Consider the following 26,305-nt stretch of genomic DNA (forward strand, 5'->3'; position numbering starts at 1 on the left):
CTGTAGCAAATGCCGGTGAGATTGCGTGGCATGAGGAAGGATCGTGCCATGGAGTCGATCTCGTGGCCGAATGCCTGGCAACCCGAGGCCCGTGCCGCCTTGCTGCACTTTATAGACGCCGACGACCGAGTCGAGATCATCGTAGGCGATCCCCTCACTTCGGTTGACGGCAGCGTTATTGCGGGCCATGTCTACCTCGAGGGCACCGATCTGATGATCATTTACGATCGCTCGCGTCGTGCAGACGTTTATCCGTGGCGTCTCCTGGCTGGCCCCGTTCTCGAAATTTTTAGTCTCTCAGGGCGTCGGCGCAAGTCGATCTACCGTCATCCGCAGTGGACAAGACGTCGACGTGATTGACCAGGAATACTGTTCTGTCTGGGCCGACCGCAATCCCGTCCGGATCACCGGACTGGTCAGGGGCAGACTTACCTCGTTCGGGCGGCCAATCCGTCCGGCTGAAAGACCATGTTCCACAGCGGTTGATGGGCTGGCTTCAATGGCACCGCTCGATGCTCAGCGTGTAAGAATCTCAGATGAGTGGTCTATCAGCCGCCAGAGCTAACCTTGGGGGTACTTGTGGGCGCGAGCGATATCTCCCAAATAGGGCGCAACCAAACAGCTGCTCCAATGAGAATCCGAGGTGCAATGCGTCACAGACCGAAGTTCAACGGTTTCGTGGGCCTTGCCTTAGTGCTGGCCTTGGTGTTTATGGTTTCAGGCTGCGGCTGGCCAGAGTCAGCACCAATCACGGAAGCTGAAGTACATGGCAAATGGATCAGCCGGGGACCGGACGGCCAAACCGCAACACTGGTCTTCGCCGAAGACGGCACCTTCCAGGGCACGGACCTGCCAGGCGATGTCTTCCACTCACCGGACGACGAGAAATTTCCTGCGCCGCTGACTGGAAGCATCTAACCGAACGCCACGGTACTTGGACCATAAGGGACAACGCGTCCAACAACCGGACTTATATCGTCTTGCATACTCAATTCGTGGAAGGAGAAACACTTACTGTTTTCGGCTCGGATCGGGGTTCAGGGAAGACTCTGAGTGCTTTTATCGGTGACCCTGATAACTGGGTCAGGCTGATCTTTGAACGTGGGGACCGTCCGGGCCTGGGCGCCACTGCACCCGCGGGCTAGCCCCTCCTTCAATAGTCGATTTTGCGCGAAAGCTATGATTTTGCGCGAAAGCTATACGGCGCCAAGCCGCAGAGACCCCGCTTGACGAATATAGAAGCATCCCGGCTGAAAGAAAACCAGCCGCGACGGCGGGGAGCTGGCCTTCCCCCGCGTCTGAGCCTTTGGAGCTAGGCGACCGAGAGATCTGCACCTTCGTCAGAGGCGGAGATCATCAGGACGTGGCAGATGGTTTTCCAGCCCAGGTGTGAGTACAGCTTCTGCCCGTCCAAGGATGCCAGCAACAGTCCATTCTCGACGTCGTGCTCAAAGGCCTGTGCGGCCAGCGCCTTCATGATGAAGCTGCCCAGCCCGCGGCGCTGGTATCCGGGTTCAGTGACGATCCGGTCGAAAACAGCAGTATTCCCCACCACGTAGACACGGCCGCTGGCGGCCACTTCATCGCCACCGCGGACCACCGCATGGTGCACGCCGTCCGTTTGGGACGTCTCGAGCCTGAGGTCATCATCAGCGAGCCAAGGGTCCTCAGAGTCCTGGGTCTCCATGTCAACGAACATCATGGTTTGAGACGCCGACGTGATGTTCAGGCCATGCTCCTCCGCGAGGAAACTGTACCGGGCGGCGTCGTTGGTGAACACTGTGATGATCCTGGTGGGGGACTCCGCCGCCTTGGACACCAACTCGGCGAACTCGGCGTTGGAGGGATCATGGGCGAAGTAGACCCAGTCCCTGTTGGCGTCAGCTCTGAGCGCCGCGGTAAAGCGGCCCTCGTTGCGGGTCTCGTAGCCCCGGCAGCCGGCCCAACCGGCTACCCAGACTTCCAGCAAGTGGGTGATGTCTTCAACCATGGCGTCCGGAGTCATGTGATGAGGGTATTCCAGCGCTGTCACAAGCAACAGGGGTAGGTGGAGGAGAAAGGGCTTGCTTATGAAATTGTGACCGGGGCAAGGGCCCCGCATCCGGCGCAAAGGTACACCCCTGTAGCCGAACACCCCTGCAACGGAGCTCCTCACATAACGGCGATTTCCTGTACCAAGTACCCTTAAATACGTGGCTTTGAACCGAATTGTGCTTTTCTACGGCTTTACCCCTCTCCCGGACCCTGACGCCGTCCGGCTTTGGCAGCGTGCCCTGTGCGAGAAGCTGGGGCTGACCGGGCGCATCATCATCTCGAAGGACGGCATCAACGCCACGGTCGGCGGTGAAATCGGTGCAGTGAAGCAGTACGTCAAGACCACCCGTGAGTACAAGGGCTTCCACGACGTCGATGTGAAGTGGTCCGACGGCGGTTCCGAGGACTTCCCAAAGCTCAGCGTGAAAGTCCGCGACGAAATCGTGTCCTTCGGCGCACCTGGCGAATTGAAGGTCGATGAAAATGGCGTGGTGGGCGGTGGCACCCACCTCAAGCCTGAAGAGCTGCATCACTTGGTTGATGCCAAGAAGCAGAGCGGCGAGGACGTCGTGTTTTTCGATGGCCGGAACGCCTTCGAGGCCCAGATCGGAAAATTCAAGGATGCCGTAGTCCCCGACGTTGCCACGACGCATGATTTCATCAAGGAGCTGGACTCCGGAAAATACGATGCGCTGAAAGACAAGCCGATCGTAACGTACTGCACTGGCGGCATCCGCTGCGAGGTCCTCTCCAGCCTCATGGTCAACCGTGGCTTCAAAGAGGTCTACCAGCTGGATGGCGGGATCGTCCGCTACGGCGAGACCTTCAAGGATCAGGGACTGTGGGAGGGCTCGCTCTACGTCTTTGACAAGCGCATGCACCTGGAATTCAGCGATGAGGCCAAGACGATCGGCGAGTGCACACGCTGCTCGGCCCCCACCAGTAAATTCGAAAACTGCTCAAACCTCAGTTGCCGCACGTTGACCCTGTACTGCACCGAGTGCGCCTCAAGTCCCGAAACCCTTCGGTGCCCGGACGGCTGTGCCGTTTAGAACCCGAACGGCTGTGCCGCCTGACATCTGACCGGTTAGCCGCAAGTCTTCCTGTCTAAGACTTCCCGCGGCCCTTCCCCGGGGCCTTCCCGCCAAAGGGCACTTCAGATCCGGCTCACGATATAGGCGTAGTTGGCGGCCGGAACGGTTTCCATCTTTAGTGACAGCACAGAATCCTTCGTCAACTGGATCACGCTGACCCGCGCAGTTCCGCACCGCAGGCTCAGATTGATCAACTCTGCGTCTCCGTTGCTGATGACGAAGTCCATCCGGTAGTGGCTTCTGCACGCCAGCGTGAGCGCATAGGTGCCACTGGGTAACTGCCCCGTGCTTTCGGTGTGGATTGCACGGCGGTCGAGTGAACCAAAGCCTGTGTGGAAGACCTGCCCCTGCGTGTCCGGCAGGACTGACGCAACCCACAGCTCCAGTTCGTCCCCCGATACAGGCTCATTCATCCTCGGGTCCCGGGGGAGCCTTACATCCGTGAAGGTCGGGGTGGGGGTTGCGATGAGCGGCCGCCCGTCGTCGTACGCGTACTCACAGCCAGTGGTGATTGCCGCGGCTGCCAAGGCAACGGAAAGGACGACGGCGGCGCCCGGCCGGCGCTTGAGCGTCGCCCGCGGTGCCCGCACTCTGGGCATACTCTGACTTTAGGCCCGGCATAGTCGCTAAGCCATAGGCAGTGCAGGAGTGCCAGCGCTACAGCTGCCCACTATGGTGGGCCTAGAGGCCCGTTCACAGTAGCCGGCTTCTGCGTTGGATTCCGGGAACCAATCGAGAGGATTCCGCCAAGTGGCAATCGAGGTTCGTCCTGCAAGGCAGTTTGAGGACGTGAAGACGATGGTTGGACCCAAGCGGCCCGACGCGAACGTTTGCTGGTGCGTGAGCTACCGCATCCCCTCAAAGCAGAACCTGGAGTTGCGCGGCACAGAACGCGCGGAACTGGTCAAACAGCTCGTGGGGCAGGAGCCTCCGCCCGGGGTGCTCGCGTACGACGGCGACGAGGTGGTGGGCTGGGCGGGGGTCCATCCGCGCGCCGACACAAGCTTTGCCCGCAATCGGAAGATTCCCCACTTGGACGATCTCGACGTTTGGTCAGTTTGGTGCATCCGCGTTCGGCCGGGGTATCGCGGCAAGGGAATCTCCCATCACCTGCTCGAGGGAGCCGTGGACTTCGCCCGCAGCTACGGCGCGCCCGCCATCGAGGGCTACCCGGTGGACAACCAGGGCAAACGCGTTGACCTTACAATGGCCTACGTGGGCACCCGCAAACTCTTCGAAGAAGCCGGATTCACCAAGGCCGCCGATACCGACTCCATGATCAATGGCTTCCCGCGTGTGTTGATGCGGCTGGCCCTCCGCTGATCTCTGTTCCCGTGCAGGGTTAACTCTCCGCGCCGATTAGCTCCGGGGCAGGCTAGCCCCCGGGAGGATCAGCTCCGGGAGGCTAGCTCCCGGGCGTCAGCTGATACGCGAAGATCAAAGGTGCGTCCACGCTGGATGTGCTGATTTGCAGCGTCCCCGCTTCAGGCACCGGCACCTTTGCCCGCTCGAGGCTTCCGTTGCAGGCAGCTCCGGCGTCGACGATTTCCCGGCCCTGCTGAGTGACTGCAAAGAAAGCTTTGCCGCCACCCTCACACGTCATGGTGAGCGTGTAGGCCCCGGCCTGAACGTCGGCCGCTTCCTGGGTCAAAGCCTGCCGATTCAGAATCTTTCCTGAGTCCTCGAGCACGACACCTGTGGCAGTAGGCAACGCCGTGGCCTTCCACGCAGGCACATCAGCATTTTCGATTGAAACGGCCGGAGCGCACGCCGTGATGCTGCCTGCCGTGAGCATGGTGAATGCTGCAACGGCAAAGGCGCGTCGCAGCAGTACTTCAGATCGGGACATACTCCCAACTTACCCGTTGCGCTCCACTGACCGATGCTCAGCTGCAGCACCAACTCCTGTGGTAGCGCACACCGTAAATTGCCAGTGAAAGATCCCTTGACGTTGACGCAACGTCAACCTTTAGAGTCGAAGGACAGGCAAGTCACCATGGCGGACGGTTACCGGAAAAGAAGGGAGCAGCAATGGAATGGTCCATCCAGGAGATCGCAAAAATCGCCGGGACCACCAGCCGGACGCTCCGTCACTATGACGACATCGGGGTCCTCAAACCGAGTAGAACAGGCCACAACGGGTACCGCTACTACAGTCAGTCGGCCCTGGTGCAACTCCAGCGCATCCTGCTCCTCAGGGAACTGGGTCTTGGGCTACCGGTCATCGCGCAAAGTGCTCGACCGTGAGCAGGAAACCGCGGTGGCCCTCAACGGTCACCTCGGCTGGCTCGAGCAGGAACAGAACAGGCTGGCCCGGCAAATAGCATCGGTCCGGCGGACCATCAAGGCAGTGGAAGGAGGTGAAAATCTCATGGCAGAGGAAATACTGGATGGCTTTGACCACAGCCGCTACAAGGACGAAGTCGAGGAACGATGGGGTAAGGATGCCTACGCGAGGGGCGACGCCTGGTGGCGCGGAATGGGCCCGGACCAAAAGCTCGCCTGGAAACAGCGCGCGCAGAAGCTCGGCAGCGATTGGATCGCGGCTGCAGAGGCCGGTATCGCACCGGACAGTGCGGCAGCCCAGGAACTGGCCAAGCGCCATGTGGAGTGGCTTACGGACATTCCGGGCACTCCGGCTGCGGCCAACGGCTCCAATAGCGCAGACCTTAAGGAGTACGTGACCGGACTCGGGGAAATGTATGTTGCTGATCCCCGTTTCGGGGCCAACTACGGGGGCGTGGAGGGTGCAATATTCGTCCGCGACTCGCTGCGGATCTACGCTGAGCTGAATCTGTAGGTATAACCGGGGAGGGAGAGCACCCGCCTTCGTGCCCGGTTATCTCCGCCGTGAGTTGTTATGGCTCCTGCGTGGTCTTGTCGGAGGCTCCGAATAGACTTGCACCCGTGACCGAACCAGCTGCCCTTTCGCCCGCATCATTCATTTCCGGCAACACGCCGGACGCTCCGCGTAGCGATATTCCCGGCCTTCTCGAGGCACTGGCAGCGGATCTGCAGAACCTCAACTACACGGTGGACGGCGTGGCCGGGCTGCTGGGCGAATCGGCCTCCGAGGCGCTGAACCGTGACCAGCTCATCCCGGCTTTGATCGCCACAGAGTCCGCAGCCCACGGTGAGAATGCTACAGCCGCGCTGGCCGCCGTCGTCCGCTTATTTCTCCTCGCCCAGCCGCAGCAGCCGGCAACGCTCGACGCCGCGTTCCCCACTCTCCGGACGGAAGGCCTGGTAACGCTGGGATTGGTCCAACACGGCGACGGCGGTGTGAGCGCGGTGGTGGATCTGCGTCCTTACGGTTGGGAAGGTGGTGCACAGATTTCCACCGAGGATGACGCAATTGATACCAGCAGTGTGGAACTGTGGGTGGCGAGCGATCTCGGCGCCCATCAGCGGCCGGGCGTCCTGCGGCACGATCACGTTCTTGGCATCGGCCAGGCGTCCACCACGTTGGTTCAAGCAACCATCCGCCGTCCTGTGACCCGTGCGCTGGACCTCGGTACCGGATGCGGCATTCAAACCTTCCATTTGCTGCAGCATGCCAGGCACGTCACGGCAACCGACATTTCCGAACGGGCGCTCGCTTTCACGCGCTTTAACCTGCTGCTGAACGCCGGGCCGCTTCATCTGGATCCATCGAACCTGGAAGAGCGCGTGACACTGCGGCTGGGATCACTGTTGGAACCTGTGGCGGGCGATGAGTTTGACCTGGTGGTCTCCAATCCGCCGTTCGTAATAACGCCCAGGAGTCTGGACCAATCCGCGCCCAACCAGTTCACTTACCGGGACGGCGGGCTGGCCGGTGACCAGATTGTGTCATCGCTGATCCGGGGTTTGCCGAAAATCCTCTCACCTGGCGGAACGGTACAGATGCTGGGTAACTGGGAAATCACTGCGGGTACGTCCTGGGAGGAGAGGCCCCAGAGTTGGATCGGCCCGGACACTGATGTGTGGATAATCCAGCGTGAGCAGTTGGGACCGGACCTGTATGCGGAAACGTGGCTTCGCGATGCCTCGGAAAGCCGGGACCGCGGGAAGTATCAGGAGGCCTACTCTGCCTATCTTCAGGACTTTGCGTCCCGGAATGTGTCCGGAATCGGCTTCGGTATGGTGTGGCTGCGACTGCCGGCGGAAGCGGCCAGCAGGAAGATCGAACGGTTCGAGGAAATCACTTACCCGATAGAACACCCTGTCGGTCCCCACCTTGGCGCCGCCGTCGAACGTTCTGACTGGCTGGCTGCGAATGACTTGGCCGCTGCCCATCTTGTGGTCGCTGACGACGTCACTGAAGAACGGCACCAACGTCCGGGGGCAGAGCACCCCGGCGTGATCCTGCTCCGCCAGGGAGCCGGTCTCCGCCGCACTAACTTGCTGAGTACAGAGCTGGCCGGGTTTGTATCGGCGTGCGACGGCGATCTAAGTGTCAGACAGATTATCGGGGCACTGATTGCGTTGCTCGGCGGGGAAGACGGATTCGACGCCGGGACCTTCCGTACCTCTCTCCTCACCGAAGTGGGCAACCTTGTCCGGGACGGTTTTCTGCTGCCCGCCTGAGGTACGGATATGTCAAGCAGTTATTTCAGGGTTAGGAGCTGCTGGCTAGACTGGACGAGTGAATACACCAGCGTTGGGGTCTGACCCTTCGGCTCAGGCCGCCATGGAGAAGGTGGAAATCACCGACCCCAAGGCCATCCGTGCACTTGCGCACGCCGCCCGGCTTGAAGTGATCTCCGAACTGTATTCCACCCAGATGAGCAGGACAGCAACTGAGCTTGCAGTCCAAACCGGCCTGACGCCAAGCGCCATGAGCTACCACCTGCGGGCCCTCCAAAAGTGGGGCATAGTTGTGCCGGCGGAGACATCCGGGGATGCCCGGGAGAGGCGATGGCGGGCAGCAGGAACCGATGTCACCATCAACTCGGGCGGAAGCCTGGCCAACCCGGAGTTCGCGGTTCTTGACCTGGAACTCGATGCCTTCCGACGCCGGGCCAGGGTTTACGCCAAGTCCAAGGCGGAGTCCATCCGGTCCCAATCCGGGCCGGAGGCCTCTTTTGAGGAGCCGAAGCCCGGCACCGAAACCCCGGCGGCCCCCGCTTCGGTGGTGCTGGCCACCAACCTGCTGTATTTGACAGTCGAGCAGCGGGCAGAACTCAACGGCAGGATCTTTGAACTTTTGCGGGACTATGAGGTGGACGATCCAGCCGGAATCCCGGATCAGGCTGAGCGGATGGCCACACTGTGGTCCATGATTCCTGACGGCCGGCCGCGTGCCTCCTGACACTCTCCTGAGCGGCCTCCTAAAGGGATTTACCGGATTTTCCGGATGCCCATTTGTGGGCCAATGACCAGCCGGGCTTGCTGCGGAGGCTCAAATTGTGGTCGGTTGTTGGTCGCAATCTGAACAGGGTCGGCGCAGCCTGGTTCATCGACGAGCCCTGATGCTCGCTGATAACAGCGGTCTGCATCACATTAAGATGTGAGCACAGGGCAATGTGGCGAGCCGGAACGTCCACTTTGTCACCGGCGGTAGATAATCTCTTCTCGGAAGCGAACCGCAATCGACTTGGGGGATAATGATGGCTGAACAGGTCGACGTGAACAAGGCCATAGAGGGCATTGGCAAGGCCTTGCGAAGTGCGTCGACGCAGATCATCGAGCAGGTTGAAAGCGTCAAGGAAGCCGCCAAAGACACAGTCGATAAAATGGCAGCGAAGGCGCCGGACGCCTACGAGGAGGCTATAGCGGAGTACAACGCGGCCTTCGCCGCGATGAGCGACAAGGGACTTTCGCTCTTGCGCCAGCGCGAACGGTCAGCGGACCTGATGGAGTTCGTCGAGCTGCTGGTGAACAGTATCGCCAACACCCCAAAGTCGTTCGAGACGTCCTTCGGTGAGATCGGCGTCCACAAAGCCGAGTTCCTGGATGCGGAGGAGTTCGCCCGGAAGGATCTCGAAGCTGCCCAGCAGTCTGCTGCCGGCGCGGGCGCTGGGTTTGCCGCGGGAGCTGCAGTTGCGAGCGTAGCGCCAACGGCCGCCATGTGGGTCGCCACCACTTTCGGAACTGCCTCAACTGGTACCGCTATCTCCGCTCTCTCCGGAGCCGCTGCGAGCAACGCGGCTCTTGCCTGGCTCGGAGGCGGCGCCTTGGCTGCCGGAGGTGGAGGCACCGCTGCCGGAGGCGCATTATTAGCGCTGGCAGGCCCCATCGGATGGACGGTCGCAGGAGCCACCCTCCTCGCGTCAATCGCGCTGTTCGCCAAGAAAAAGTTCGACAATCTGGCGGCAAAGCAGGAGGCGCTTGCTGCAGTCAAGCGAAACTCTGCGACGCTCAAAAGCGATGATGCACAGATCGACGACCTCCTCCAGATGACAACCACGCTTCGCGTAGAGCTGGTGAGCTGCTACCGGGACGCACTGCCGTACTTTGGCGCCGACTTCCTTTCGCTCTCCGATTCCCAACAAAAGAGGCTGGGAGTCCTCGTGAACAACACGAAGTCGTGCGCAGCCCTGCTAAGTCGGCGCATCGAGCGGGACGCACCTGATGACTGACATGCCGAAGCTCATCAGGAGCAACCAGGAGCAGGCGGCCGCTTCATGGGTGAACTACCTAAATCAACTCCGCATTGACGACCTACTGAGCTCATTCCGCCAGCAGGACGAGAACCTCCTGAACGCACTCACCAGCATCGATGAAGCTATCAGGAAGATCGACCTCGAAGTCGTCACAGCCAATCGCGGCGGACAGGACGGGATGCACGGCTTCATCGCCGAAATCGCCGAGGTCGGTATCAGCAATGCCCGGCAACAGATCCTCGGCCATGAGCCCGTCCACCAATGGGTGAACAACAACGGACCCGTGGACCTGCTCCGCAGCGGCGTGGAGATCCAGCAGAAGTTCGTCGCAGCGGGCTTTTCACTAGGAGCGCTCACTGAGCACCTCCAGAGGTATCCCGACTACGTGCAGAACGGCGGGAAGTACCAGATCCCCGCTGATCACTTCGAGGTGATCAAGAAGCTGTACTCTATGCCGCCCGAGGAAGCAGGAAAGCTCCTGTCGCGCAGCGGCGACGGCCCCTCCTTCAAGGACTGGCAACGGATCGATGCGTTCTTCCAAGAGGGATCGATCGGCTTTGAAGCGCTCGAACCATCAACGCTCAAGTACCACGAGGTACAAAGGGGCGTTTACGAGTCGACCATGGCGGCCGAGGAAACCTCCCTGCTTTCTACCGACCAGTCTCGTCGTGACAACGCCTATCAGGAGAGCCTGCCAAACCTGCAAGAAGGAGCTGCGGCCACAGTTGCAGCTGCCCTGATTGAGGGCGGGACAGCTTTCGTGCTCGCAGTGGTCGCCAAGCGTCGGGAAGGCAAGCGGCTCAGAGAGTTCAGCGAGCAGGACTGGCTCGACATCGCAGGAGAGACCGGCTTCAGCTTCGTCAAAGGCGGAGTACGAGGCCTCAGCATCTACGCGCTGACGAATTTCACCGCCACGTCAGCAGCTGTCGCAAGCTCAATCGTCACCGCCGCCTTCGGTATCGCAGAGCAGGCGAATAAGCTCCGCTGTGGCGAGATCGACCAGCTGGAGTTCATCGAGAACGCGGAGCTCGTCGCCCTGGAAGCCGCAGTGAGCGCACTGTCTTCTTTTGCCGGCCAGGCGCTCATCCCAGTTCCAGTCCTCGGCGCCATTATCGGCAACACGGTTGGCACCTTAATGTACAAGGCGGTCGAATCGTCCCTCTCGAAGCGAGAGGCCGAGCTGATCGAGGGCTATCTCGACGAGCAGCGCGTGCTCGACGAGCAGCTCAGCGCCGAGTACCAGGAGCTCATAGAGAAGTTGGACCAAGGCATGTCCGGCTTTCTCGGATTGCTTGAACGAGCCTTCTCGCCTGACGTGGAGGCCGCGCTCTTTGGATCAGTCGAGCTCGCACGAGGAGTCGGCGTGGCTTCAAACGAAATTCTGGACTCCGAGTTGAAGGTTATCGCCTACTTCCTGGACTAGTTTGTTGCACTCGAAACTTCCGGGTCCTGAGCCCTGCAGATCTCTTCCAAGCGGTGTAGGTATGTATTGAGGCACTCCAACTCTTCATCAGACCTGGGCTTCTTGCAGCTACTGCTACTCCCGTGGTTTGCGACTGGCAGCAGGACGTGTTGATGTGGGACGAGTAGTCCTGCGGCTAGATTTATAGGGCCCGGCACATTTCCTTCATGGCAGCGGAGAAGCGTGGCTGAGTTTCGTGAGCCCGGGAAAATGGCACCGCCCGCCGATAGGATCCAGGAGCCCCTTTGACGGAAAGCAGACCCGGGGCCCTCACGATTGGTCTCAGGTGCAACGGTAGAGGCGAAATTGTTGGCGGGGGATGCCAGTTCAGCTGACATTTGTTTCTCGTTGCAGGCTGCTATCCCTTACTGCATCTGGAACAGTATCGAAGGAGCGTTCACAATCACCGTCACGCGTACCGGCAACTACGGTATCTTGTCCGGAGAACACCGGCAGATGCCTAACCACGAGGTCATCATTGTGTCCACGACCAGTGACGCAACGTCTGTGACGTACACTGAGGCGGTCGTCTACCGTCGCGATCTCTCGAGTCCGCTTTGCCTTGTGTCTATGGTTTGCGAAAGGCGTCGATGGCGGGCTACACAGGAACGTACTAGGAATTGAAATATGAGTAGACGCCTAGCGCCGGTGGTTGTGTTCGCTGCGATAACCGGCGCACTGACGTATTTGTTCTCAGGCGCGTGGGCAGCCGCTCTGACATCGCTCGGTGGTCGACAATCTTTCGACTACCACAAGGCGGTCTTTTTGCAGTACTGGACGGATCCTGCTTGGGTCATCGCAGCGTGTTTGGTCGCATGCACCGTTCTGGTTACGGCGCTCCCAGACTCACGCAGCGTTGTGGCAGCCTGGCGGCGGTGGCCACTATGGGGGCTTCTACCGGCCGGGACATACGTTCTAACGCTTGCGGTGCTTGTTCCGATCCTTCGTGCTGGTGAACTTTCGGATGGGATTTACGTCGCCGCCTGGACCGCAATCGATGGAAGCCTCTGGATGACGCTTCTTTCTCCGCTTCTTGCGCGGGTCATTGTGAGCAACGTACGGCCGTGGATGGTTCACTTCGCCTTCCACAACGAAACCACGAGATATCGAAGGCGAGGCCTGACTGGAGGCTAGGGTCGGATCACCGCATCTCGGTCGCTTGGTCTTCTACTGCGCCCACCAACAGAGCCGCGTCCCTGCCCCCATTACCTACGACGTGTCCGTCTCCCTTGAAGAGAATGCCCGTCTTGAAGTGCTGGCCACCGAGGGCAGGGTGACCATCCAGAGGTTGCTCGTTGAGTCGGCCCTTGCCGGATCCCGTCCTACCGTGACGGTGGGCAAGGACCAGATCGTCGCCCTGATGGAGATTCGCCGTCTCTTGGCAGGTGTTGCGAACAACGCCAACCAGATTGCCAGGCATGCCAACACCGCCTCGGAAGTGCCCGCCGAGTTCGCCGCAATGATCAGCGAAGTCCGCGCCCTGGGCGCCACCATTGCCAGCGTTGTGGACAGGTATGCCAAGTGATTCCAAACATCACCAAGGGCTCCGACATGCGTGGGCTGATGGGGTACCTGGTCGGCCCGGGTAAGCGCAATGAGCACACCCATCCGCATCTTGTGGCCGGAAGCGGTCCGACGATGGCGTGGTACGACGACGCCGAGTTGAACTACGACAGTGCATCCGCATTGGCAACGGAGTTGGACCGGGCGCGGCGCGTCCTGGACGTCGCAGCCGATGACTGGAACGTGTGGCATTGCTCCCTCAGCTTTGAAGCCGCCGAGGGCATCCGAACGGACCAGGAGTGGGCGAGCATTGCGCAGGAGTTCATGGACGACATGGGCTTCACCGAGGCCAGTGGAAAAGCTCCGTGCTCCTGGCTGGCAGTGCACCACGGTCAGAGCATCAACGGCAATGATCACATCCACATCGTGGCCTCCCGCGTACGCGAGGACGGCACCAAATGGTTCCTTCGTGGTGACTACGCGGCAAGCCAGAAAGCAGCCCGCGCCATCGAGCAGCGATACGGCTGGCGTGAACTGAGCTCAACCCACACCTCTGTTGGCTACCACCCCGCAGAACAGATTTCCGTTGCCCGCCGGAGGGCCGCTGCCAAGCATTCGGCCGCCGTAGCAAAGGGCACCGAGAAGGTCGAATGGAAGGCACTGGGAGCCGCGGAACGCAAACGGCTGGCGGCCGCTGAGATGACCCAGGACCAGCCGCGCTTTGAGCTGGCCCGGGCCGTGCGGGCATGCTCTGTCGCTGCAATTAACGAAGCAGAGTTCGTGCGCCTCATGCGACAGAACGACCTGCTCGTCCGCCCTCGCTTCGCAGACGGAACAACAGACGTCGTGACCGGGTTCTCCGCGGCCACCAAACCCCTTCACGGCGAACGGCCGATCTGGTACGGCGGGGGCCACCTCGGGAAAGACCTGACGCTACCCGTGCTGAGGTCCGGATGGCCGGACAGCATCGGCGCTGCTGATTCGGCGGCCGCCGAATGGAGTGCTGCTTCACGTGGCCGCCGGCCTGTGGCACGAGACAGGGGCAGGAAAGCACAGGACAGCCTGACGCTGCAGCGCTACTCTGAGTCCCTGGAAAAGCTTGCGTCCGATATGCGTGCACTGACCCACAGCAACACATCGGCCTGGGCGCAGATAGCCCGCGACCACGCTGGAGTAACCGCTGCGTGGTCCCGCCGACTCCCTCAACCGCTGGCAGCGGACATGGCCGCCACCTCGGATGCCCTGGCACGCACAGCACAGGTGAGGAACAACCCCGTCCAGGCCCGACGCTCTGTTGGTGTCTCCGCACGAGGAATGGCAACGGCACTACTCGCCGCTTCACCGAACGATGTAGTGGCCACCGTGGCTGTCTTGCGCCAGCTCAAAAACCTTGGTGAGGCAATGCGCGACATGCACTCGGCCGCCGGGGACCTTCGCCTCGCTACGGCAACCCGCAGCGCGGTCTCGGACCGGCTGGTGAAGGTCTACAGGGTCTACAACGAACAAGCCAAGACAGAAGCACAGCAGCAGCAGGTGGCCAGCCTCCCAGCAGAGGCCAGGGCCGCACTGGAACACGTTGCGAAGTCCGCTGGACCGCCCAGCCCGCTGCCTCCGGTACTGCCGGCGAAGATCGAGGCGCCGGCCCATCAGCCCCAGCACGTCAAGCGCAGCACTGAAGTCGAGAGGAACTAACCAATGGATATCGCAGATGGCGTAGACGACGCTTTTGATCAGTCACTGAGGTCCGCGATCACCGTCGCGAGCCGCGTAGGTGAACAACTGGCACGGCAGCGGGAACAGCGTTTGCGGGATCGTGCTGCCGCTGAGCAGCAGCAGGCCCGTGAACTTGAAGCGCGCTACGAAGCCGAACGGGCGGCAGCACGCGCACGGTTGCGCCTCACCGAGCAGCCGAAGTGGTGGGATAAGGCAACACCTGAGGCAATCGCAGAAAACTACGCCGTCGCCGTGGCCTGGAAGGACGACGACGAAGTGGCCCGGACTGCCGCCGAGCGGATCCGGCAGGAGGCCAGGACCCGTTACGGCATTGACGTTGACGCCCTGACCCCAGCAGGCACAATCGCCGAGCAGGAGGCCAAGGAAGAAAGGCTGCCAGGAACTCGATACCCAAAAAGCACGGGCACTAAAGGGACAGGGATTGGGCGAGCTCGCCGCAGCTGAGCGCGAGACCGGCGCACAGCGCGAGCAGTCGGAACGCACAGGCGGGCGACAGCTCGACGAAAGCGATAAGGACTGGGACTCGGCCGACTCCCGTAGAGCCCGCGCAGCAAACCTGGAGAACGTGGCGGATAACGAGGCTGTAGCTGCCCAGCTACACGCTGACCGCGGCCAGGGCCGCTCACCTGCCGATGCCGTGGCACATGGACCGTCATCGGCGCCGAAGGCACGCAAGGCTTCAGGAGTGAAAACATCCCGACAAAGGGAAGTTGGACGATCGCGTTAGCGCGTTATCAGAGCTCGTAGGGCCCCCTACCACATAGCGGGAGCGGGCCCTACGTGTATGGTTTTGCTATCCATGGACCGATCTCGGAAGGATAATCGTCGGGACCCTTGCGACGCTGCTGCAAGCGAGACTGGGCCTACGTCCTCCATAACCTGAATTCGAAAGGTGTGGGCAGTGGGGGAGCGGTCGCCCTGCTACCCCGATCAATTGGCTACTTGTCATTGAAGTAGAGGCTGGAAGGTTTACAAATGAAGGCTCCGTCCGAAAGCCGGACGGAGCCTTCAAATTGAAAGGTGCACGACGCCTGAAGGACACACAGTCCGCCGTCATTTGCCAGTTCTGCTGCACATAGGCTGTACCAGGAACGCTAGAGTACGGCCAGGGTATACTTCTGTGCATGAGGACGCTAGGGAGTCGACTATTTGGCTGGGCGATTCTTGCTGTTGTTATTGCTTTCGTTGCAGCAGGAATTTGGGCCATTTCATCGGTAATGCCTACTTAATTGTTTCTTCAGTAGGTCAAGATCCCATAGTTTGGGTTGTCTTGGAAAAATCCCTCGATAGGGGCCAAGATGTTGTGGACGCTGCATAACCGCTCGCCGTAACCAGTACATTGGTCGCTCCAGCCCCACATTCCACTTACGACCCCTGCTGCGTAGGCTGAGCCGTTTCTATTGGCAAGTACTGGTCCACCCGAATCACCCTGACCACTCGCGGGGATGTTGTCGACCTGATCCGTGTAAACATGGTTGCGATAGCACGGGCCACCGATGCCGTAGCAGACGGTTTGATTGAGGCTTGTAACCTTGTTACCGCACACAATTCCTGACTGCGAGCCGGAGTAGCAGTACATGTCATTCAGGATTGGGGTTACTGCGCCCTTTATCCCGATTCCGGTGTTCGATTCGACCGAACCGCCGTAGACAACCGGCCCCCACTGGGCTCCCGTCATTCTCTTGCTGTCTGTTCCTACGGCAGCCGTATTCTGCATGGTGCCGAGAATTGGGAGACCTGTACTCCCGGTCCTCCACTGGGACCCGGTAGGGCCGCAGTGGTCGGCGGTAAGATGTTCCGTCACCAGTGTTGATCCTGACATATAGCCGATGCCGAATCCTGTACTGCAATGGATGCTGTACCCGGGATCCCCGGGCCTGCTCATGTCTGCACCACCCCAATGAGGGGCGACTGGATCAGAGCTGCGGCTTGATGCCATTGGCGCTTGATTGAAGGTGACTTCCACCGGGTACTTTGAAATTGTGCCGGCGGCATGGCGTTCTTTCGCCTGGTGGGCAGCCCCTTCTACGGTAACTTGGATTGCGCTGGAGTCGGCGTTGGGTCCGGCGCTGAAGATCGTACGGCCGTTTATCTTCTTTTTGTTACTTGCTAGCTCCCATGATTCATTCTCGATGTCGGCCCGGGAGAACGGGTCTTTGGCGATACGCCATTTCGTGGCGCCCATGCCTTGGCTTACGTGCGCCTTGACCGTCTCGTTGGGTGGGACGTTGACGTGGACAATGATTTCGCCTGTTGCATCATCGAGTTCAGCTGAGTTGAAGGTCTTTCCCATGGCTTTTTTTGCTATCCCGATCCCACGGTGCCCATCCTGAGTTACGCGGGACGCGTGAGTCTGAGGAAGAGTAGTGCCTGGGTTCCGGCTTCCGAGGGGAATTTCAGCCTTAAAGGCACGGATTGAGCCATCTTTTTGTAAATGCTCGGCCGCTTTGGCTGTACCGTCTGTGCTCGTGCTCGTGCTCGCTTGAGCGGCGCTCATACCGGTTATGAGCATCAGACCGATACTGATTGCTGACAATGTTTTTTTTCGCTTCATCCCCATACCTCATTGATTGGATACGAAGGGGAGCATCCCGAGAGAAGTTTCTTTGTGGATGAAGAAATAGTCAAAGCTTTTCTTTTATTACGCCTAGGCGCTTATTGACTATGACAATATTGTTATCTGTGTTAAAGCAAAGATAGCTTGGTGATACAAAAGGCGCACGCCAGTCGGCAGCGCCGCTCAGTCGTCGGATTTTTGGGAAAAAGCCGCAAGGAGCAAGGGAACCAGCTAATTTGGTCGGCTCCAAACTCGCCGAGCGCATTGGCGCGATATCCACGGTGAGCGGCATCGAAACGTCTGAGAAGAAAGCGATTTTTCGCGGCCGACGCGATTAGTCAACGGCACTTAGTTCATCGCATTTTTCCTCGGTGTACTCCGATTTTCAGCGATTGATGGGGCCTCCGGGAATCCCAAGCTCATAGGTGGGAGAACCGAACCAAACTCGTTGCGGGCGCCGGCCGGAATAGCGGCGAAGCCCCATCTGCCCACAGTCTTCGTCTCGAGGCTCGACAGCCGCATCATCAACTCCCGCGCGTTCCCGCAAAACCGAATCCGGCACTGTATGGATTAACAAGGCAGCTGACGGGCGGCTCGACCTGGATGTCACCGAACTGCCTCATCTGAGAGCTCACGCCAGATCGACTTTCATGCGTCGGGAGGACCAGCTGGGTCGCGTTCGAGAGCGGTGGTTATTGCCTCCGGCGACGGCAATACTGCCTGTTCATCGGCCGGAAGCGCCTCGTACGTGTAGGACGTCACGGTGAGGGGCTGAGTGGAACCGTCCAAGGCGTACCGCACAGTGCGTTCATTCCTTGACCCACAAACCAGGATGCCGACGGTCGGGGCCTGCCTGGGCAGCCGGAGCATGTCGTTGACTGCCGTGACGTAGAAATTCAGCTGCCCCAGGTGCTCGGGCCTAAATTTGCCGGCCTTCAGTTCCACAACCACGTACCTGTCAGACGGTACGTGATAGAGCAACAAGTCGATGAAGAAGTCGTCTCCATCGACGTCGAGATGGTATTGGCGGCCGACGAATGCGAAGCCGGGTCCGAACTCGGCCAACGTTTGGGCCATGCGCAGAGTCATAGCCTCTTCCATGGCAAGTTCCTGGGCTTCCTCCGTCAGACCCAGAAAATCCAGTACGAGCGGATCCTTGGCGACCGCCCTGGCAAGGTCAGTACCTTCGCCCGGAAGCCGCGCCTCAAGGTTGTTAGGTGCGGAGCCGGCGCGGGCGTGAAGGCTGGTACGGATCTGGTGCTCTAACACAGCCACAGACCAACCATGTTGGACGGCTCGTGATGCGTACCATCGGCGCAGCTCGTGGTCGTCCAGCTTGTTCAGAAGTGCCACATTATGGCTCCAACTCAATTGTCCAGACGGTGTCTGGACAATTGGTTCCGGGCCGTTCCATGCCGCAGCCAACGCCCGCATGTTGTACACGTTGGTTCGGGAGAATCCCTTCATGTGCGGGAACTCAGCCCGTAAATCCTGGGCGAGCCGGTCGAGTACTTTGCTCCCCCACAGCTGGTTCACCTGGCGGTCCAGGATGGTCCGGCCGATGTTCCAGTAGAGATCGATCATGGCGGTATTTACGACGCGCTGCGCCCGGTGCTGAGCCTCCCGCACGAGGCTCTTCAAAGTCACGAGCGCGGCGGAGTAATCTCCCGGAAGTTCAGGTTCGAGCTGGGGCATGAGTCCACCCTAGTTGGAGGCTCTGACGTTCCATTCCAATTGTCCAGACACCATCGGGACTATTTGGGCTGAACGGCCACACACTAACCAACCGTCGTGAGCCGGCCGTTTGCTGACCTCCACCTGTTGATCCTTGCTCGCGTTGCGCGGGTCTTCACCGCGGTAGTGAATGTCGACGGACTTTACCTAACCCGAAGCCCAGGCGGCATATGCGAAGGTGAGTGGACCATCTACCTGGGGGAGATAGACCATGCCAGCTGCGCCCGATGACCTGCAAAGCAGATTCCAGAGATGGGACGCGGAGGGGCGTCCAGCGCAGATGCCTTTTGGGTGGAAGAAGGGCAACTGGCAAAAGTACCTTGGCAGCCGCAGCATTCTCGAAACACTTCCGAACCCCATAGACCGCGGAGGCGTCCTGGAATCATTCAAGCTCATCCATGATTCGGACTCGGCTCTGGACGCTTACATCGCCAGCTACCTCTGGGGTTATGCAGGGACTGGTTTCGGCCCGTACCGCGCCGCTAGGGTCATCAGGCTCAACACGGACATTGAGAACGGCAAAGACTTCTCCGGTGAGCTGCGCAGGCTTGCCCAAATCGCAATGGAAGACGGTGGGAACGCCGCGTTTGAGCACATTGTGAGCCAACGACAACGCGACAGGAAGTTCTTTGTTTGGTGGGGTCCGGCCTTTGCCACGAAGTTCATCAGCTTCGCTACCAAGGCGTCAGACCAGGTGGCTACCACGCCAGTCATGGACAGCGTCGTCGCGGGATGGTTCCGGAAGCACTGCGAGGAGATCGCCCCCCTCTGGCTCACATGGTACAGCGCCGCTAGTTACGGCCGATACACCGAATGCATGGCCGAATGGGCAGAAGGCCTCGGCATTGAACCCGAGCAAGTCGAACAGCTGATCTTCAGGCGGGACTGAGCGCGGTGGGAGCTTGAGCTCCCGGGGGGAAATACCTCGTCGCCTCTCTAGCCGAACCAGGAAGCCTTCCGGTGCAGGACGGCTATGTACGTCCCGTCTCCAGTCTCTTGCCACGCCTGATAGGCGTAGCCCTTTGGTAGCCAAGAAACCACGGAATTCAGCCCGTGACTATAGAAGGTACCTTCACCCTTCCAAGAAGTTGGCCCCTTGTCCTCTACATTGCCCTGGTCATCAGTAATCCGCACCCACCAAGTACCGTCCGGTTTCGGGTAGACCGTCATGCTGATTGGTTCAGCTTCGTTGCTCATGTCCTCAAGCTACCCCGCCCGCGCTTCATTTCCCGCGCGGAATCGGGACGCACCGATCAAGCAGCCGCTTCATCATCGCTGTGCCCGCATTTTCAAGAGTCCTTCCCTTGGAGATGCTCTCGTAAATGCCATCGGAGTAATGCCGCGAGCCAGGGATTACATTTGCTTTCGCTCTGAGCCGGCGCCAAGTGCATTCGTATTCAGGATGCGGTTGGTTGCCACACCAATCGCAGGAGGTGGTCCCCGCTGGTTGCGGCTTTTCCTTCTTTCGGGCCGAGGACCAGGAACTGGACGAGGGGTCCCCGTGGTCCGGATACCGGTGTCCGGTCATTACGGCCACAGCGTCTCTTGCCGAGATCTCCGTGCCCACCAGCGCAACATCTACTGCGTCTGCGCGCGTCAGCTGGCGGCGCTGATGTTGGCCGGGAATGTACCCGTCAAACGCCGGCTGCTGGCTCTCTGACGGGTCCTGGCTGCATGGTCCGAAGCCCTTGTCCGCGCACAGATGGACCTGGGTGAGAATTCCAGCAGCAAGGGGAATACGGGCTGTTGCCGGTATGGTCACGGATTTCCAACGAGTCTCCATCTCCAGGAAGCCGTCGCCGAAAAAGCCGACCCTGCAATGAGCACAGCCGTAAGCCAGGGAGGTCTTCTCTGCCTTCTTCGAGTGGTGCATCCGCAGGGGAGCCAACAGCGGAATACTGCCCTTGCCCAGAACCGCTGCGACGTCACCGGCAACCAGAGTCTCGATGCGCTCGGTTGGCCATAAAGGAAACTCTGTCCGGGTGGCATCAGTTGTCTCCTGGCAGCGGGACTGGATGGAAGCAGCGCTTATCCTCCAGATTGTGGATGGCCGTTTACAGGCCCAACACGCCTCACCCAGATGCTGAATCGTCACCGAGGTTATCCGCGCCTGGATCCGGTCAAGGTACAGCCCCAGCAGGAGAGCGGTGACGTGTGCGTGAAGACCCACGGGTGCCGCTTGGTGGAACGCCTTCTCGGCAAGGACATCAAACGGAGCATCGTCACCCTCGAACACGACGTGGGGAACACCGGAGCGCCTGGCCTCGTCCCTGTTTCGCCGGTGGACGTACCAGAAGCATTCAACGCCGTCAGCGGCATAGCGCTCCTGTCTGCGCCTAAACTCCCCGGCGTCCTGGCGTGACCACTGGACCTCCAACGCCAGGCGCCTGCCAATGCTCTCTGCAAGGACATCAGCGACCCACCCCCGACCTTCTGCGCTCCACTCGATACTCACCTGCCAGCCGGCATCTCTGGCCGCCTGTGCGATCAGAGTTTTGAGCGCCCTGTGTTGGGGGGACTCGTTCCAACAATCGATGAGACCGCACTGAACGCCGGCCTTGTGCGCAAAGTGCTTGAGGCCACGCCTGGACGTGCGTGGGATTCCAGGCACCCCGCACCGCATGAGCAAAGACCGGCTCTTGTACTCGCTCTTCATCAGATCCCAGTGCTCATCTGTGGCTAAGTAGGATTCGATTCGTTCCCCGTCGAGAAACGCCACCAGCGGCATTGGTTCCCCCTTACTGCCCGCGGGCATTTGACTCACACTAGCCACAGGCACCGACAGAATGGTGCACCCGTAACAACCCATTCGGCTACTTCCGATAAATCGGGGCCCTCGTGGTGCCAGATCAGAGTGGGAGGAGTTTGAAAGCCTCCGGAGCGGCTGGTGTAACTTTCTCCCATGGACCTTTCTGCCTTGGATGATTCCCAATTCGGCTCAGCCGGTGTCTCCCAGATCTTCGACGGCGGTAAGCTCTGATGGCGGTCCGGCAGCGCCGTAGCTGGAAGGCAGCAGCCAAGTCCAAGCAGGAGTCCAAAGAGCTGGGGGAGCTGCACCCGGTAGAACCAGCTGCACGCCGCAGCGATGGATCACCCAAGGTCGGTCCAGGCCAGGTCTACGTGGTCAGCTCGGGAAAGGTCTACCACCCGGCCTGGTGCAACTCCGTGGGCAACGTCTGGGACGAGAACCCCAAGAGGCTGCTGGTCATTGAAGAGAACGCGGTGGGGGAGCGCAAGGCTTGCAAAGCCTGCGACGAATCCCTGCAGGCCTGAGGCCGACCTCTACTTTTCCGCCTGCTCCGGGTCCCAGTCTTCCGGGTCACGCTTCTCCAGCGTCTCAATCAACGGTTCGAAGCCGCCCACACCGGTAGCCGCTGACACATCACGGATCTCTGCAGCTAGTTCCCGCCAGATCCCCGCAAGCGACGGGATCAGCGCCATGCTCCAACAGAAACGCATCCAGGGTCGCCTTTCGATAGACCAGTCTTGCGCCTCGCTTCTCAACGAGCGGACCCGGGCCGACGTACCTCAGGCTGCGCAGAAACTCCGCGCTTACCGCGTACCCGACCGGTCCGCTCAGGTACGCGGCGGCTTCCTTGGAGCTCATCTCCATGGCTGGAGCAACTCGTCCATTGAGCCAGGGATTTGTCCTTCTTTCCTTGCTCGACGAGTGTCAATCGCAAAGTGCAAGAGCGGCTTCAATGACTGGGCTTATGTCGATTTTCAGACCGGAAACACTGGGATGCGGTGCCCAGATCGGATCTATGTCGGGATAGTTGCCGTGATCCTTAGCTGTGCCATTGGCTGCGTAGGTCTTGCCATCCGGAGCATCGACGGTGGCTACCTGATGATGCCGCCCGGCCACCGTGATGCCCTCACAGTGGGCCACGACATAAGGAACCGTCAGCGGCCATTTATCCCCGAAATCGGTGCTGATGAGAAGACCTGGATCTTTGGTCACCGCGGCCGGCACGTCGACCTTGGTGGGTGCTTTTGCTTCAGCTGGTGCATATTCCGCGCAGGTTCCGTCCTGCGGTTTACCCAGGGCGACCGCAGGAAAGCTGACCACGACGTAGCCGGCGTTCCCGCCGAGCTTTTCCGGGCCTCCTCCTGGGGCCGAGGTGCGGTCAACGCAGATCTCGGAGCCGTCGACGACGACTCCTTTGAAGGTCATGCCTTTCCAGATGGGCGCATTGGGAAGTACTGCCTGGACTGCAGCCTCCGCCTTGGTCACACGCTGCGCATCAGTCAGCGTGCTGACCGGAGCTGCTGATGTGGACACCGTCGACGTCGACGGTGCTGAAGTCTCCACGGCTGTCGGGGACGCTGGCGCTGCGCAGCCAGCGAGAAGCAGCCCGGCAAAAGTGATGCAGGCCGGCGCTGTGTACCGGGAAGTCATCACGGCTTCACATCTCCGTCGATTTCGTCATTCACTGGGGAAGTCTCCAGCTGTTGCATCGCCAGCAACTTCTTCTCATGCCTGGCGGCCGCAACGACTTTGAGCTTGTGGATGCCGATCTTCACGGCATAAATGGTTCCCGCGACGGCGATGACACCGACGGCGCCGAGACCGGCACCTAGCCCGAGACCTTCATCGTGGCCCTCTTGATGACCGTCTTGGTGCCCCTGGTAGTAGCCGATTCCGTAGATAGGGCTTCCAGACATGTTTCCCCCGTTGTTGGTTCTTGAGTGAAGTCGAGCATATCGGCCCGGTGGGTCGCTGGTCGGGATCCTCCTTGACGAACCGTTTAGCGGCCGGCCCTGAGGAAGCTCACCAGTAAAACCACCCGCAGCACAAGGAAGCCCGAAGCGCCCAGAGGCCCTTCGGGCTTCGCTTTACTGCGACTCCCCTAGCCGACGTTGGAGTCCTAGTGAGTTGTCTGCAGCGACCTTCTCATAGACTCCGCTGATCTTCATCCGGAGCTCCGTCGAGTCGTCGAGGGCCACGAATCGAGAGAGACGCCACTCGGCGTACCCTGCTCAAACGCAAGCTGTTTCCGTGGTGCCCCAATTTCCCCAAGTGACAGCCTTGACGCACAACGTCGGCGAGTAGATCATTTTCGACCACGCGGTTGTCCCATTGTTTGAGCTGTAGCCCTGGGTGTATCCGGTTTGTTGGACGGCTTTTACGTTCGTGGTGACCCAGTTAACGCGCGCCCAGTTCGTTTTGCAGGTTGGCGACCAACGGATCTCAACCGTACTTGCGCCGTTTGTTCCATACACGGAAGCGGTGTGAACTGTGTAGGCATCTGCGGAGCAGCCCGTACTTTGCGGATCTTGCCCGGAACAATAATCGCCGTAGCAACTAACTGCAAACGCAGGTTGGGCCGTGAACAATGTCCCGCCCATGAATGCAAGGGCAGCGCTGGCAGCAAGAATCTTTCGCGAAATCTTCATAGATGTTCCCCCAAGTGTGGTTGGTCTTCAATGTCGTCACGCGACGATCATTGGGGCCACGCTATCGGAGATGTTTCAAATTGCTTCAGCTATCCGTCGAGCCTTCGGGCTCATTCGGTTTCGGCCCGGAACTGCGGGCGACCAACCAAATCGGCAACCCCGCCACATAGAGTGCCGAGCCCGACAGGTTCACCAGCGTGGACCCAAGCCACCACCTGATACTCACCCGAGTTGCAGAGATGAGCTGAGAGACGATCCAGGCGCTCACGCCTGCTATCAGCCCTGTGACCAGATAACCCGGTATCGTCCCTGGATCCACTTCCCAAACAACAGAGAGTGCGATGAGCGCCGTCGGGGCTCCCCTCCAAGGACCGGGGACGGACGAACGACCGGAACCGTCACCAACATTGAAGGCCAGGCCAGCCATGAGCACGAAGGAGGCGACCGGCTGAACGACGTCTTTCCGAGTGGTCAGCCACTGAGACACAGCACCCGTCACATCATCGGCCTGCCCCATGCCAAGATAAGTGCCGATGTAGCCGATGGCATCGAGAGGGCTGGAAGCCGGCACCCAGCTGAAGAGGACGCATGCGCAGCCGATGGTCAGCAGCGAAGCCATAATCCTGTAGGGCGCATCCCAGCTGAAGCGGATGGCTGAGGCTATCGTTGCGAACAATTTGTATTCCTGTCTTCTGGATAATTGACGCAAACATTAAGGAGGGCCGGGGCAAGTGCCCTGACCCTCCCAAACATGCGTAGATAAAGCGCTGAATGCCGATCACTCTTCGACGTCGTGCTGAGACAAGTCCCTAATGCGATGTGAAGAGGCCTGGCGGGGCGGGAGAGACCGGAAGCGGTGCGGTCTCTGGCTTGTGCCCTTCTTTGCAGTTGGCGAATGGACCCTCGGGGTCCATGAGGACGGCCATGTGGTGGGAGCAGTGGTCCCGGTACCAGACGCTTAGTCCTGTGGCCGGGTCGAGTCTCAAGTGCTCCCATGCCCGCCACAGAGCATCGAGACGCGAGACAGCCTCCCCATGCTTCCACCAGTCACTGCACCACCTGTGGGTGCTGTTCAATGCAGCGGTGGACCTGCGGAAGCCAGGGGACAACCAGTCAGCGACCCAGGCTTCCACGGTCGGATACAGCAGCTGGGGCTGTTCCTCCTGAACATCCTCTTCCACAGAAGCGGGCTCCGGGTGGAGCTCGGCCTGTACTGCCGCTTCTGCCTGTTCTTTTAGGCCGGCTAGCGCGTCCTCATCCATAGCGGCTTCGAGGGCAGCAACGACAGCGGTATTGACCGCGGCCGCCACAGCTCGCTTGACGGCCGCTCCAATATATTCCGTCAGGTCAACGGCGGCTAGGGCGTCCTTGATGGCATCGCCCTGCAGGGCGGGCCCTTTCGCATCGGTCGCCTTTAGTTCACCGGTAGCGAGGTCAACCACTCCGTCAGAATCCCGCCAGCAGGTCCTTACCGGACCCATCGAAGAAGGCATCGGTCTTGGCGCCCGCCTCACGGCTCCCGGCGGCAAAATGACCGGCCAGGTTCGCTGCCCTGACCTCATTCGTGACGTAGGTAAGAGGGTTCCACCACCAGTCCGGTGCCTGCTCGCAAATGCCCTGGGGATCGAAGATCCAGACCTGGCCAACCTTGTCCCGGACGCCTCTGGTGGCATCCACGACGTCACGCTTATTGGAGGTCGTGATGAGACTGCCACGTGCTTCCACAATCTGCGGGACGACCCACGATGTGGTTTTACCGGTACGGGGCCCTGCAATAGTCAGCATCATGTCTTCAAAGCTGGCGTAAGCGTGCTTGCCACCAGCAACCAGGACGCCGAGGCAGGTGCCGATTCCCTCAGTGACGCCGAGCCTCTTCGCGGTAGCAGCTGCGCCGTCTTTCAGGACGGACTTCATGTGCCTCGCAGTAGCCATGTGGCTGGCCGCAACATCAACCCAGGTGTGGGCAGTACCGAGCTTGCCGGCCACTTTCACCGCCAGCACGAGCAGCGCCCCAACGATGACCACCAGAGCGATGGAAGCGGTGGTGGAAGCTCCTGAATGGAAGCCTGCTGAGAAGAATAAGGCCTTCTGCGCCAGCTCTTTTTGCCGTGCGTTTTCCACATGAATGCGCATCATTCCGGAAAATATGGTGAACTAGGCAAATATGGGCTCATCTGCCCGAGCAATCTTTTTCTGTAGGAGC

At 60.1% G+C, this 26,305-nt stretch carries 29 protein-coding genes and 1 pseudogene; 16 read left to right on the plus strand and 14 right to left on the minus strand.

The features are described 5' to 3' along the window. The first annotated feature begins 48 nt into the window (after positions 1-48). The 3 genes from M1E02_RS04145 (at position 49) to M1E02_RS04155 (ending at position 1,145) form a co-directional block, all read left to right on the plus strand. Positions 49-360: a hypothetical protein gene (locus M1E02_RS04145; protein ID WP_479376895.1), complete on the plus strand. Its 312-nt coding sequence runs from the start codon at positions 49-51 to the stop codon at positions 358-360. Positions 361-648: 288 nt separating this feature from the next. Beyond that, positions 649-918 carry a hypothetical protein gene (locus M1E02_RS04150; protein WP_479376896.1) on the plus strand — a complete coding sequence of 90 codons (270 nt, stop codon included), beginning with the start codon at positions 649-651 and terminating at the stop codon, positions 916-918. 77 nt (positions 919-995) lie between these two features. Continuing rightward, positions 996-1,145 carry a hypothetical protein gene (locus M1E02_RS04155; protein ID WP_479376897.1) on the plus strand — a complete coding sequence of 50 codons (150 nt, stop codon included), beginning with the start codon at positions 996-998 and terminating at the stop codon, positions 1,143-1,145. A 167-nt stretch (positions 1,146-1,312) separates the two neighbouring features. On the opposite strand, the gene M1E02_RS04160 is transcribed toward M1E02_RS04155, so the two are convergent. Beyond that, positions 1,313-2,005, minus strand: a complete 693-nt coding sequence (locus M1E02_RS04160) for a GNAT family N-acetyltransferase (protein WP_479376898.1) — start codon at positions 2,003-2,005, stop codon at positions 1,313-1,315. Positions 2,006-2,192: 187 nt separating this feature from the next. Between M1E02_RS04160 and trhO the strand changes: the two genes are divergently transcribed. Next, positions 2,193-3,086 carry an oxygen-dependent tRNA uridine(34) hydroxylase TrhO gene (gene trhO / locus M1E02_RS04165; protein ID WP_479376899.1) on the plus strand — a complete coding sequence of 298 codons (894 nt, stop codon included), beginning with the start codon at positions 2,193-2,195 and terminating at the stop codon, positions 3,084-3,086. A gap of 104 nt (positions 3,087-3,190) precedes the next feature. On the opposite strand, the gene M1E02_RS04170 is transcribed toward trhO, so the two are convergent. After that, positions 3,191-3,727 (minus strand): hypothetical protein, encoded by a 537-nt coding sequence (locus M1E02_RS04170; RefSeq protein ID WP_479376900.1) that lies wholly within the window; start codon positions 3,725-3,727, stop codon positions 3,191-3,193. A gap of 151 nt (positions 3,728-3,878) precedes the next feature. Between M1E02_RS04170 and M1E02_RS04175 the strand changes: the two genes are divergently transcribed. After that, positions 3,879-4,451, plus strand: a complete 573-nt coding sequence (locus tag M1E02_RS04175; RefSeq protein ID WP_479376901.1) for a GNAT family N-acetyltransferase — start codon at positions 3,879-3,881, stop codon at positions 4,449-4,451. Positions 4,452-4,533: 82 nt separating this feature from the next. On the opposite strand, the gene M1E02_RS04180 is transcribed toward M1E02_RS04175, so the two are convergent. After that, complete coding sequence (locus tag M1E02_RS04180) at positions 4,534-4,977, minus strand: hypothetical protein (RefSeq protein ID WP_479376902.1); 444 nt, start codon at positions 4,975-4,977, stop codon at positions 4,534-4,536. 182 nt (positions 4,978-5,159) lie between these two features. Here M1E02_RS04180 and M1E02_RS04185 point away from each other — a divergent pair. The 9 genes and pseudogenes from M1E02_RS04185 to M1E02_RS04225 all read left to right on the plus strand — a co-directional run bounded on the left by M1E02_RS04185 (position 5,160) and on the right by M1E02_RS04225 (position 15,141). Then, positions 5,160-5,928, plus strand: a pseudogene (locus M1E02_RS04185) (MerR family transcriptional regulator). 107 nt (positions 5,929-6,035) lie between these two features. Continuing rightward, on the plus strand, positions 6,036-7,697 hold the full coding sequence (locus M1E02_RS04190; protein ID WP_479376903.1) for a DUF7059 domain-containing protein: 1,662 nt from the start codon (positions 6,036-6,038) through the stop codon (positions 7,695-7,697). A gap of 58 nt (positions 7,698-7,755) precedes the next feature. Then, positions 7,756-8,421 carry an ArsR/SmtB family transcription factor gene (locus tag M1E02_RS04195; protein WP_479376904.1) on the plus strand — a complete coding sequence of 222 codons (666 nt, stop codon included), beginning with the start codon at positions 7,756-7,758 and terminating at the stop codon, positions 8,419-8,421. 295 nt (positions 8,422-8,716) lie between these two features. Next, the gene (locus M1E02_RS04200) at positions 8,717-9,691 is read left to right on the plus strand and encodes a hypothetical protein (protein WP_479376905.1); all 975 of its coding nucleotides are present in this window, start codon (positions 8,717-8,719) and stop codon (positions 9,689-9,691) included. Beyond that, entirely contained in the window at positions 9,684-11,138 is a 1,455-nt protein-coding gene (locus M1E02_RS04205; protein ID WP_479376906.1) for a hypothetical protein, read from the plus strand. The genes M1E02_RS04200 and M1E02_RS04205 overlap by 8 nt, the downstream gene beginning before the upstream one ends. A 1,198-nt stretch (positions 11,139-12,336) precedes the next feature. After that, a complete protein-coding gene (locus M1E02_RS04210; RefSeq protein ID WP_479376907.1) occupies positions 12,337-12,702 on the plus strand; it encodes a MobC family plasmid mobilization relaxosome protein in 366 nt (121 codons plus the stop codon). Continuing rightward, a complete protein-coding gene (locus M1E02_RS04215; RefSeq protein ID WP_479376908.1) occupies positions 12,699-14,372 on the plus strand; it encodes a relaxase/mobilization nuclease domain-containing protein in 1,674 nt (557 codons plus the stop codon). The genes M1E02_RS04210 and M1E02_RS04215 overlap by 4 nt, the downstream gene beginning before the upstream one ends. Positions 14,373-14,375: 3 nt before the next feature. Next, positions 14,376-14,858 carry a hypothetical protein gene (locus M1E02_RS04220; protein ID WP_479376909.1) on the plus strand — a complete coding sequence of 161 codons (483 nt, stop codon included), beginning with the start codon at positions 14,376-14,378 and terminating at the stop codon, positions 14,856-14,858. Next, on the plus strand, positions 14,836-15,141 hold the full coding sequence (locus M1E02_RS04225; protein WP_479376910.1) for a hypothetical protein: 306 nt from the start codon (positions 14,836-14,838) through the stop codon (positions 15,139-15,141). The genes M1E02_RS04220 and M1E02_RS04225 overlap by 23 nt, the downstream gene beginning before the upstream one ends. Before the next feature lie 510 nt (positions 15,142-15,651). Here the strand turns inward: M1E02_RS04225 and M1E02_RS04230 are convergent. Both M1E02_RS04230 and M1E02_RS04235 read right to left on the minus strand, forming a co-directional pair. Next, on the minus strand, positions 15,652-16,968 hold the full coding sequence (locus M1E02_RS04230; RefSeq protein ID WP_479376911.1) for a chymotrypsin family serine protease: 1,317 nt from the start codon (positions 16,966-16,968) through the stop codon (positions 15,652-15,654). Positions 16,969-17,619: 651 nt separating this feature from the next. Next, a complete protein-coding gene (locus tag M1E02_RS04235; protein WP_479376912.1) occupies positions 17,620-18,666 on the minus strand; it encodes a PDDEXK nuclease domain-containing protein in 1,047 nt (348 codons plus the stop codon). 250 nt (positions 18,667-18,916) lie between these two features. Between M1E02_RS04235 and M1E02_RS04240 the strand changes: the two genes are divergently transcribed. Then, positions 18,917-19,594, plus strand: a complete 678-nt coding sequence (locus tag M1E02_RS04240) for an 8-oxoguanine DNA glycosylase OGG fold protein (protein WP_479376913.1) — start codon at positions 18,917-18,919, stop codon at positions 19,592-19,594. Positions 19,595-19,641: 47 nt separating this feature from the next. Here the strand turns inward: M1E02_RS04240 and M1E02_RS04245 are convergent, their stop codons facing one another. After that, positions 19,642-19,902, minus strand: coding sequence for a hypothetical protein (locus M1E02_RS04245; RefSeq protein ID WP_479376914.1), 261 nt, complete (start codon positions 19,900-19,902; stop codon positions 19,642-19,644). A gap of 25 nt (positions 19,903-19,927) precedes the next feature. Further along, positions 19,928-21,514, minus strand: a complete 1,587-nt coding sequence (locus tag M1E02_RS04250) for a competence protein CoiA (protein WP_479376915.1) — start codon at positions 21,512-21,514, stop codon at positions 19,928-19,930. Between the two features lie 170 nt (positions 21,515-21,684). On the opposite strand from M1E02_RS04250, the gene M1E02_RS04255 reads away from it, so the two are divergent. Beyond that, complete coding sequence (locus M1E02_RS04255) at positions 21,685-21,978, plus strand: hypothetical protein (protein ID WP_479376916.1); 294 nt, start codon at positions 21,685-21,687, stop codon at positions 21,976-21,978. Positions 21,979-21,987: 9 nt separating this feature from the next. Here the strand turns inward: M1E02_RS04255 and M1E02_RS04260 are convergent, their stop codons facing one another. The 7 genes from M1E02_RS04260 to M1E02_RS04290 all read right to left on the minus strand — a co-directional run bounded on the left by M1E02_RS04260 (position 21,988) and on the right by M1E02_RS04290 (position 26,238). After that, the gene (locus tag M1E02_RS04260; protein ID WP_479376917.1) at positions 21,988-22,146 is read right to left on the minus strand and encodes a hypothetical protein; all 159 of its coding nucleotides are present in this window, start codon (positions 22,144-22,146) and stop codon (positions 21,988-21,990) included. 232 nt (positions 22,147-22,378) lie between these two features. Continuing rightward, a complete protein-coding gene (locus M1E02_RS04265) occupies positions 22,379-23,104 on the minus strand; it encodes a DUF2511 domain-containing protein (RefSeq protein ID WP_479378057.1) in 726 nt (241 codons plus the stop codon). Beyond that, positions 23,104-23,370, minus strand: coding sequence for a hypothetical protein (locus M1E02_RS04270; RefSeq protein WP_479376918.1), 267 nt, complete (start codon positions 23,368-23,370; stop codon positions 23,104-23,106). Before M1E02_RS04270 ends, M1E02_RS04265 begins: the two co-directional genes overlap by 1 nt. Positions 23,371-23,685: 315 nt before the next feature. Further along, on the minus strand, positions 23,686-24,102 hold the full coding sequence (locus M1E02_RS04275; protein WP_479376919.1) for a DUF2690 domain-containing protein: 417 nt from the start codon (positions 24,100-24,102) through the stop codon (positions 23,686-23,688). A gap of 85 nt (positions 24,103-24,187) precedes the next feature. Further along, positions 24,188-24,778 carry a hypothetical protein gene (locus tag M1E02_RS04280; RefSeq protein ID WP_479376920.1) on the minus strand — a complete coding sequence of 197 codons (591 nt, stop codon included), beginning with the start codon at positions 24,776-24,778 and terminating at the stop codon, positions 24,188-24,190. Positions 24,779-24,911: 133 nt separating this feature from the next. After that, on the minus strand, positions 24,912-25,544 hold the full coding sequence (locus M1E02_RS04285; protein WP_479376921.1) for a DUF4913 domain-containing protein: 633 nt from the start codon (positions 25,542-25,544) through the stop codon (positions 24,912-24,914). A 4-nt stretch (positions 25,545-25,548) separates the two neighbouring features. After that, positions 25,549-26,238: a type IV secretory system conjugative DNA transfer family protein gene (locus M1E02_RS04290; protein ID WP_479376922.1), complete on the minus strand. Its 690-nt coding sequence runs from the start codon at positions 26,236-26,238 to the stop codon at positions 25,549-25,551. Positions 26,239-26,305 lie beyond the last annotated feature (67 nt).

Source organism: Arthrobacter sp. Z5-13, from assembly GCF_056499105.1.

What these genes read in the sequence shown, in the direction of transcription:
- M1E02_RS04265 (WP_479378057.1), bottom strand. Translation starts at nt 23,104, where the DNA reads ATGACTTCCCGGTACACAGCGCCGGCCTGCATCACTTTTGCCGGGCTG.
- M1E02_RS04245 (WP_479376914.1), bottom strand. Translation starts at nt 19,902, where the DNA reads ATGAGCAACGAAGCTGAACCAATCAGCATGACGGTCTACCCGAAACCG.
- M1E02_RS04255 (WP_479376916.1), top strand. Translation starts at nt 21,685, where the DNA reads ATGGCGGTCCGGCAGCGCCGTAGCTGGAAGGCAGCAGCCAAGTCCAAG.
- M1E02_RS04250 (WP_479376915.1), bottom strand. Translation starts at nt 21,514, where the DNA reads ATGGGTTGTTACGGGTGCACCATTCTGTCGGTGCCTGTGGCTAGTGTG.
- M1E02_RS04240 (WP_479376913.1), top strand. Translation starts at nt 18,917, where the DNA reads ATGCCAGCTGCGCCCGATGACCTGCAAAGCAGATTCCAGAGATGGGAC.
- M1E02_RS04145 (WP_479376895.1), top strand. Translation starts at nt 49, where the DNA reads ATGGAGTCGATCTCGTGGCCGAATGCCTGGCAACCCGAGGCCCGTGCC.
- M1E02_RS04220 (WP_479376909.1), top strand. Translation starts at nt 14,376, where the DNA reads ATGGATATCGCAGATGGCGTAGACGACGCTTTTGATCAGTCACTGAGG.
- M1E02_RS04275 (WP_479376919.1), bottom strand. Translation starts at nt 24,102, where the DNA reads ATGAAGATTTCGCGAAAGATTCTTGCTGCCAGCGCTGCCCTTGCATTC.
- M1E02_RS04270 (WP_479376918.1), bottom strand. Translation starts at nt 23,370, where the DNA reads ATGTCTGGAAGCCCTATCTACGGAATCGGCTACTACCAGGGGCACCAA.
- M1E02_RS04230 (WP_479376911.1), bottom strand. Translation starts at nt 16,968, where the DNA reads ATGAAGCGAAAAAAAACATTGTCAGCAATCAGTATCGGTCTGATGCTC.
- M1E02_RS04160 (WP_479376898.1), bottom strand. Translation starts at nt 2,005, where the DNA reads ATGACTCCGGACGCCATGGTTGAAGACATCACCCACTTGCTGGAAGTC.
- M1E02_RS04150 (WP_479376896.1), top strand. Translation starts at nt 649, where the DNA reads ATGCGTCACAGACCGAAGTTCAACGGTTTCGTGGGCCTTGCCTTAGTG.
- M1E02_RS04170 (WP_479376900.1), bottom strand. Translation starts at nt 3,727, where the DNA reads ATGCCCAGAGTGCGGGCACCGCGGGCGACGCTCAAGCGCCGGCCGGGC.
- M1E02_RS04180 (WP_479376902.1), bottom strand. Translation starts at nt 4,977, where the DNA reads ATGTCCCGATCTGAAGTACTGCTGCGACGCGCCTTTGCCGTTGCAGCA.
- M1E02_RS04260 (WP_479376917.1), bottom strand. Translation starts at nt 22,146, where the DNA reads ATGGCGCTGATCCCGTCGCTTGCGGGGATCTGGCGGGAACTAGCTGCA.
- M1E02_RS04290 (WP_479376922.1), bottom strand. Translation starts at nt 26,238, where the DNA reads ATGATGCGCATTCATGTGGAAAACGCACGGCAAAAAGAGCTGGCGCAG.
- M1E02_RS04235 (WP_479376912.1), bottom strand. Translation starts at nt 18,666, where the DNA reads ATGCCCCAGCTCGAACCTGAACTTCCGGGAGATTACTCCGCCGCGCTC.
- M1E02_RS04205 (WP_479376906.1), top strand. Translation starts at nt 9,684, where the DNA reads ATGACTGACATGCCGAAGCTCATCAGGAGCAACCAGGAGCAGGCGGCC.
- M1E02_RS04200 (WP_479376905.1), top strand. Translation starts at nt 8,717, where the DNA reads ATGATGGCTGAACAGGTCGACGTGAACAAGGCCATAGAGGGCATTGGC.